This window comes from Corallococcus exercitus (genome assembly GCF_003611585.1).
GTDB lineage: Bacteria > Myxococcota > Myxococcia > Myxococcales > Myxococcaceae > Corallococcus > Corallococcus exercitus.
The window spans coordinates 1-7,105 of record NZ_RAVW01000469.1; the positions used below are offsets into that span (position 1 = coordinate 1).

General features: G+C 68.8%; 4 protein-coding genes. 1 reads left to right on the top strand and 3 read right to left on the bottom strand.

Going from position 1 to position 7,105, the window contains the following annotated elements; genetic code table 11:
• Positions 1 to 95: 95 nt before the first annotated feature.
• From D7W79_RS35965 to D7W79_RS35980, 3 genes are all read right to left on the bottom strand, one after another.
• Complete coding sequence (locus D7W79_RS35965; protein WP_120529816.1) at positions 96 to 470, bottom strand: DUSAM domain-containing protein; 375 nt, start codon at positions 468 to 470, stop codon at positions 96 to 98.
• A gap of 404 nt (positions 471 to 874) precedes the next feature.
• Entirely contained in the window at positions 875 to 2,317 is a 1,443-nt protein-coding gene (locus D7W79_RS35975; protein WP_120529817.1) for a hypothetical protein, read from the bottom strand.
• A gap of 78 nt (positions 2,318 to 2,395) precedes the next feature.
• Positions 2,396 to 4,855, bottom strand: coding sequence for a flagellar assembly lytic transglycosylase (locus D7W79_RS35980; RefSeq protein ID WP_120529818.1), 2,460 nt, complete (start codon positions 4,853 to 4,855; stop codon positions 2,396 to 2,398).
• A 110-nt stretch (positions 4,856 to 4,965) separates the two neighbouring features.
• Between D7W79_RS35980 and D7W79_RS35985 the strand changes: the two genes are divergently transcribed.
• The coding region (locus D7W79_RS35985) for a GAF domain-containing sensor histidine kinase (RefSeq protein WP_120529819.1) at positions 4,966 to 7,105 on the top strand (2,140 nt) is incomplete at its 3' end.

Genomic DNA, 7,105 nt, shown 5'->3' on the forward strand with positions numbered 1-7,105 from the left:
CACCGCTACCCCGGGTCCCCTTCCCCACCCGTCCGGCGGCAGGGCATGAGCCACGCTTCTTGCTCTGGCCACCCTGCCGCCAGTTCCCCTGCACTTCACGGGGCGTCAGCCATGTCGTCCAACTGGCCCTGTGCCGTCTCTCGATAGTGGGGCACCACCTCGACGGCCAGAACATCGCGCATCTCCTGGCGCGCGCTGTCGTAGTCACCGGCCTTCTGGTGGCGGTACATCCGGTGAAGTGCGTCCATCAGCCGGTTCGACCCATCCGTGATGCGGCGCGAGCATTCACGCAGCAACTCGTACGCACCGGCTTCGGTGCGAAGGGCGGCGGCTGCGTCGGTGACAGCGACCTCTCGTGCGGTACGCAGGAGGAGCGCACGAACTTCATCTGTGAGCTCCAGGGGGGCCCCTTCGCGCAACACGCGGCGAGCAAGCGCACGGATGGGATTCCAATCAACTTCTCCTGACACCCGCTACCTCCCCTTTCGCCTTGGGCCGCATTGGTCCTCGGGCCATTCCTGCTGGCCTTCACAATAGCGAAAGCAGGAATGGCAGTTGCCCGACCACTTGAACTCCTGGCAGTCGCCGTACGCACGAATGCACCGGCGCTTCCAGTCAGGCAGGTGGGCGTTGTGGGCATCATCCCATGCCTCTGCCCCTCCGTGAGTGCCAGTCGCGCCGACGCCTGCCGCCATCAGCGCCGCGGCCTCAGCGGCGCTGAGTCCACACGCGGCAGGGTTGCCGGGATGGGCCTCGATGCAGCACGACTCGCTGTCGAGGCATCCACCTGCGGCGGCGCACTGAACGGACGCGATTGCAAACAGAAGGACGAGGCAGACTCCCCAGCGAGGGAACGGTCTCATCACGCATTCCCTCAGTACTCGCCAGACTCCTTGCCTGGCCGGTCGTCGAAGAGCTGCACCCAGCGTCCGTCGAACCCGCCGTTCTGGGGCAGATACCACCCGCCCTGCAGCCAGAAGCCCTGCTCCTGCCCGTCGATGTCGTCCGTCACGCCCGAGTGCACGAAGTAGTCGTGCTGCCACCACCAGGCATTCGCCGACGCCGGGTAGCCGCTGGCGCTCGTGCGCGTCTGGCCTCGCGAGTCCACCACCGTGCTCGCCCAGGCCTTGTCGCCGAACGAGCCACCGCCACCGCCCGTGTCGGACGCCTTGTCGTTGAGCTCGAACGTGCCGAAGAACCACGCCTTCGACGGGTAGCCCTCGCGGTCGTCCTCGCCCTCGATGTCGCGCGTCTTCGAGAAGAAGCGCTGCATCCCCACGCCCACCTCCGCCTGCCCCGCCTCGTTCACCACCGGGCTCTCCAGATAGAAGTAGCGCGGCGCGTCCGGCAGCCAGTGCGTCGCGTAGCCACCGAACTCCCAGTGCGTCGGGAGGATGTCCGCCAGGTCCTGCAGCTCATACGTGGTGCGCTTCACGGCGGGCCAGTTGGCGGAAGTGCCGTTGTCGTAGCGGCTGGCCTGCGCGTCCGCCGTCGAGTACCGCACCGGCTGCGCGTTGAACGCCGCCACCGCCGCCGCGTCGTCCTCCGGCACGAACGCGTAGTGCAGCTTCTTGCGTCCGTCGTCGTTGTTCACGTCCGCCTCCGCCTTCCCGCCCGACGCCATCCGGCCCGCGAAGAACGAATACGGCTCCGTCACGAAGCGCAGCTCCTGCCCGTGCGGCGCCAGCAGCTTGTCGGACCACTCCGCCTGCCAGATGAGCAGGTGGCTGCCCGTGCCCGTCTGCATGAAGTTCAGGTCCGTGCTGCCCTGCCGGCGCACCACGTTGCGCTTGTGCTGCGTCACCACCGCGAACGCCACGGACTCCCCACTGCCCGGGTTGCCCACCACGTTGCGAATCTGGAGTTCGACGCGCTCCCAGTCGTGGAGCTGCCAGTTGCCCGCCGCGTTCTTATCCAGCGCGTGATACAGGTGATACACGAGGACGAGGTTCTTCCCCCCGTCCATGTATTCAATCAGCGACGTGTAGAGCGTCGGCCGGATGCGCCATTTGTCAAAGGCGCTGGGCCCCGTGCGCGACGCGTCCACGTACTGGTTGATCTGCTTCCAATGCAGCTTGTTGTTGGAGAAGTCCCCGTCCTGGTCGAAGTCGAAGTTCGTCAGCCAGTCGTAGCCGTGCTTGCCGTCGTTCGCGTTCGCGCGCTTGAAGATGACCGGCGCGTAGTAGCGCAGGAACGCCTGGCGCTGCGCGTTCGTCAGCGACCAGGCCTGCGCCTCGGCTTGCGCCGGGAAACACAGGCCCACCAGGGTGAACAGCGCGACCGCGAGGGGAGCGATTCTCGTTCGGAGGGGGAGCATGGCGGCCGACGAAACCACGGCCCGCCCCTCCCCCTCCACAAAGAATACGTGAATTCAGGTTTCAGCCAGGATTACACACTAACGCGATGCACTAGGCATCATCGGCACCTTGGGCGCGCGGCCGTAGAGGAGCTGGTAGGTGTTGTAGGAGCGCAGCACGCGCTTGATGTAGCCGCGCGTCTCCGCGATGGGGATCTCCTCCACCCACGCGTCCAGCGGCAGGTCCGGGTTGGCCGCGCGCCAGCGGTTCACCGCGCCGGAGCCCGCGTTGTAGCTGCCCACCGCGTAGGGCGTGTGGCCCTTGAACTGTTTGATCAGCCCGCCCAGGTAGTGCGCGCCGAAGCGGATGTTCAGCTCCGGCTGGAGCAGCGAGTCCACGGTGAACTTCTTCACCTTGAGGTCGCGCGCCACGCCCTTCGCCGTGGACGGCATCAGCTGCGTGAGGCCCATGGCGCCGGCCCAGGACAGGGCCTTGGGATCCAACGCGCTCTCCTCGCGCATCAGCGCCTGGAGCAGGTCCGGCTCCACGCCCGCGGTCGCGGTGTGCTTCTCAATCAGGTCGCGGAACGCGTTGGGATAGGCCACCTCCCACACCGGCCGCGTCTGCGCGGTGATGCGGCCGCTCAGGTCCTTGCGCAGCGCGAGCCGCGCGATGGCGTGCGCCGAGCGCGCGTCGCCGGACTGCGACAGCACCATCACCAGAAGCCGCATGGACTCCGGCGGCTGGTTGGTGCGGTTCACCAGCATCAGCTCCGACGACACGGAGTCCGGGAAGCCCAGCCGCAAGAGCTCCACGCCCGCGCGGAAGTGGGGGTCGTCCCCCATGGGGCCCGCGAACATGGGCCAGGGGCTGGCGGCCTCCGGCACGTCGAAGATGGACGCCGACACGCGCTCCAGGCGCTTCGGGTCCAGTTCGCCCAGCTTCGAGCGCGCCATCAGGCCGTAGTACGTGGCCGGGTGCTCCACCGCGAGCTTCTCCATCAGCTCCGCGGCGCCCTGGATGTTGCCGCGCTCCTCCAGCGTGCGCGCCCGCCAGTAGCGCGCGCGCTCCACGTCGTAGGACTCGTCCGCGTTGGCGAACTGCTCCTCGATGCGGTCCAGGAAGGAGAAGCCCCCGTCCTCCACCTTCGACGTGCGCGCCACCCAGAACGCCTTGAAGAGCGCCTCGCCCAGGAAGTCGCCCTTGGGGTACAGCCGGGCCACCTCGTCCAGGCGCGCCATGGCGTCCTTAGGGCGGTTCGTCTTCACGTACAGGTCCGCCGCGTAGAAGAGCGCGTCGTCCGCGAACGAGTGGTCCGGGAACTCCTTCGCCAGCCGCTCGTAGGTGTCCGGGCCGTGCTGCTGATCCACGATGGAGCGCGACGAGCCCAGCACGTACAGCGCGCGGGCCAGCAGGTCGCGGTCCTTGCACTGCTCCACCACAGGCGTGAGCACCTGGATGGCGGCCGTGTGCTGGCGCTCCTTGCGCTGCCCCTTGCCGAAGGCGAAGTGCGCGCGGCACGCGAGCGCGTCCGGCAGCTTCAGCGTCTTGAGCATCGGCTCCAGGATGGCCATGCCCTGCTTGTTGCGGTGCGCTTCAATGAGCGCCTCCGCGCGGCCCACCTTGGCCTCCGCGGGCGGCGTCAGCCCCTTGAGGCGCTTCTCCACCTGCTTGACGATGGGCGACAGGGGCTGGCTGGCCCACAGCTTCCACAGCGCGGCCTTCTCCGCGGCCTTGTCCTTCTTCTCCACCGCGAGGTCCGCCGTGGCGATGAGCGCCTCCGCGCCCACGTTGCGGCCCCAGCCCGTCATCATGCGCTGGGTGAGCGGCGTCAGCGCCTCCATGGCGCCGTCGTAGTCCTTCTTCTTGCGCAGCACGCGCGCCAGGCCCAGGCGCGCGTCCACGTACATGCGCGAGCCTTCCGGCACCTGCTTGAAGCTCTCCGCCGATTCGTCCAGCCGGCCCTGGGACTCCAGCGCCACGCCCGCGTGCGTGAGGCAGCGGTCCTTGAGCGCCGGGTAGTCGTTGGCGAGCGCGGCCATCTCCGTCGCCGCCGCCTTGTCGTCCCCGGCCCGCACCGCCGACAGCGCGCGCAGGTAGCGCACCGGCAGGCTGTCACCCTCGCCCTCCAGCAGGGTGCGCGCCTTGGTGTACTGGCCCTTGTCGAACGCGTCCTTCGCGTCCCGCTTCTTGCCGTCCGCGAAGTACGGCGTCAGGTCCTCCAGCCCGTAGCGGCGCCCGCGGTGCACCACCGGCGTGGGCGGCACGATGCCCGGGAAGGCCGGGTTGAACACCTGCACGTAGCCCACCGGCGACGGCGCCTTGTCCGCGTCCGGCGGCGGCGTCAGCTGCGCCTCCGACGGCGCGCTGTCCGTGCGCGTCGTGGGGGCCTGATCCGTGTCTTCTTCCGAACCTGGGGCGGCCGTGGCCGCCGGGGTCGCGGCCGGAGCCGTGGCGGCCGGAGCGGGGGCGGTCGTGGAGTCAGCGGGGGCGGGAGCCTGCGCGGACAACAGCGCCGCGGAAGCAAGGAGGGCGAGATGCTGGAGGGACACTTTCATTCGCGGGGGCCTCGGGGACCCTGGGAGATGCGCTCGGGCACGCCCGAGGACAACTGGGGATGGATGGAAAATTTCCAGCCCCTGACAGAGGTTAGACTGTCCGCCTGCACATGGATATCCGCACCCAGAGCGCACTGCTCGCTTCCATCATCGGTCTGGCCCTGGGCGTGTCCATGTTGTTGCGGCCCGGACGGCCCCGGGTCCTCACGCTCTACTCCGTCTTCACCCTGACGGTCGCCGGGTACTACCTCAGCCTCTTCTTCCACAGCATCTTCCCCGCCCAGGAGTACCCCTGGGTGTCGCGCATCGCCCTGGGGGCGACGGTGCTCGTCGTCTCCCTGGTACCCGGGGCGGCGGTCGCCTTCTTCCTCGAGTTCCTGGGGGTCAGCAAGGGCGCCCATCAGGTCGGCCGGCGGCTCGCCCTCCTGTCCGGCGTGCTGGGGCTGACCGTCGCCGTCACACCGTTGGCGGACAAACCATGGGCGCGGGTGGCGATGGGCGCCTGGGTGCTGGGCGCGCTGTTCACTTCCGTGTCCTTGCTGGTGCACCGGGTGCGCACGACGGAGTCGCGCATCGAGCAGTTCCGGCTGGCGTACCTGGCCATTGGCGCGGGCGCGGCGGTGCTGTTCAACGGGTTGGACTTCCTGTCGCGCTTCGACATCCCGTTCCCCACGCTGGGCCCCGTCTTCGCGACGCTCTACCTGTTCTTCCTCGCGCAGACGCTGTTGCGGCTGCGGCTGATGGACCTGCACGAGCTGCTGGGGAAGATCGCCTCGCAGACGGTGCTGGCCATCATCCTGGCCGCGGTCTTCACGGTGCTCACCGCCTGGGTGGACGAGAACACGTCGCTGTTCGTCTTCAACACGGTGGTGGCCGCGTTCGTCATCCTCATCCTGTTGGATCCGCTGCGCACCAAGGTGGAGGAGATGGTGGTGCGCATCTTCTTCCGCGAGCGCTTCGCGCTGCTGGGCACGCTGAGCACCCTGCGCGTGCGCATGGCGTCCGTCATCGAGATTTCGGAGCTGGCGCGCGTGGTGCTGGACGCGCTGCACGAGACGGGGCGCGTGACGCACGCGTCGGTGTACCTGATGGCGGAGGACCGGCCCGGGTACCGGCTGCTGGATTCGCGCGGGCCGCTGCCGGTGGCGCTGCTGGACACGGCCGCCGCGCGCGGCGTGCTGTTCGCGGTGGCCAGCGGACAGAAGGCGGTGCTCCTGGAGAACATCGAGCGGCGCATCTCCGTGATGCGGGTGCAGGCGGTGGAGGGCAAGCGCTTCCGCGATGAGTTGAAGCGGCTCAACGACACGCGCGCCGCGCTGCTCCAGATGAAGGCGGGCATCTGCGTGCCGCTGATGGGCAACGACCGCGTCATCGGCTTTTTGAACCTGTGGGACGAACGGGTGCCGGAGGCGTACGCGTCGGATGAGATTGCCCTCATCCTGGAGGTCTCCGAGCGGATGGCGACGGTGCTGGAGAACTCCAAGCTGTACGAGAAGATCCGCGAGCGCGACCGCCTGGCCGCGCTGGGTGAGATGGCGGCGGGCCTGGCGCATGAAATCCGCAACCCGCTGGGTGCCATCAAGGGCGCGGCGCAGTGCCTGGACCCCAAGCGGCTGCCGGGCGAGGACGGCGAGTTCCTGGACGTCATCGTGGAGGAGGTCAACCGCCTCAACGGCGTGGTGACGGCGTTCCTGGACTACTCCCGGCCGCTGAAGCAGAGCTTCGGGCCCACCGACCTCAACGAGGTGGTGACGCGCACGATGCGGCTCATCCAGAACGACATGCCGGCCACCGCGGACCTGGCGGTGGAGCTGGACCTGCGCCTGCCGCGCGCGGAGGGCGACGCGGAGCAGCTCAAGCAGGTGCTGATCAACCTGGTGCAGAACGCGGTGCAGGCCCTGGGGCCGCAGCCGGGCCGCATCACGGTGCGCACGGAGAAGCCGGAGCGCTTCGGCGACTTCCGCAGCGCGGCCGGCGAGTTCGTGGAGGTGCGCGTCTCCGACAACGGCCCGGGCATCCCGGCGGATCAGCAGCCGCACATCTTCGTGCCCTTCTTCACGACGAAGCAGAAGGGCACGGGCCTGGGGCTCGCCATCTGCCAGCGCATCGTGAAGAACCACGGCGGCAGCATCAGCGTGCAGAGCAAGGTGGGCGAAGGCACCGCGTTCATCATCCGCCTGCCGGCGCTCCCGGCCGAGCCGGTGGAAGGCGCCCTGCCGGAGGGCACGCCCGCGCCCCCCACGCGTCCCT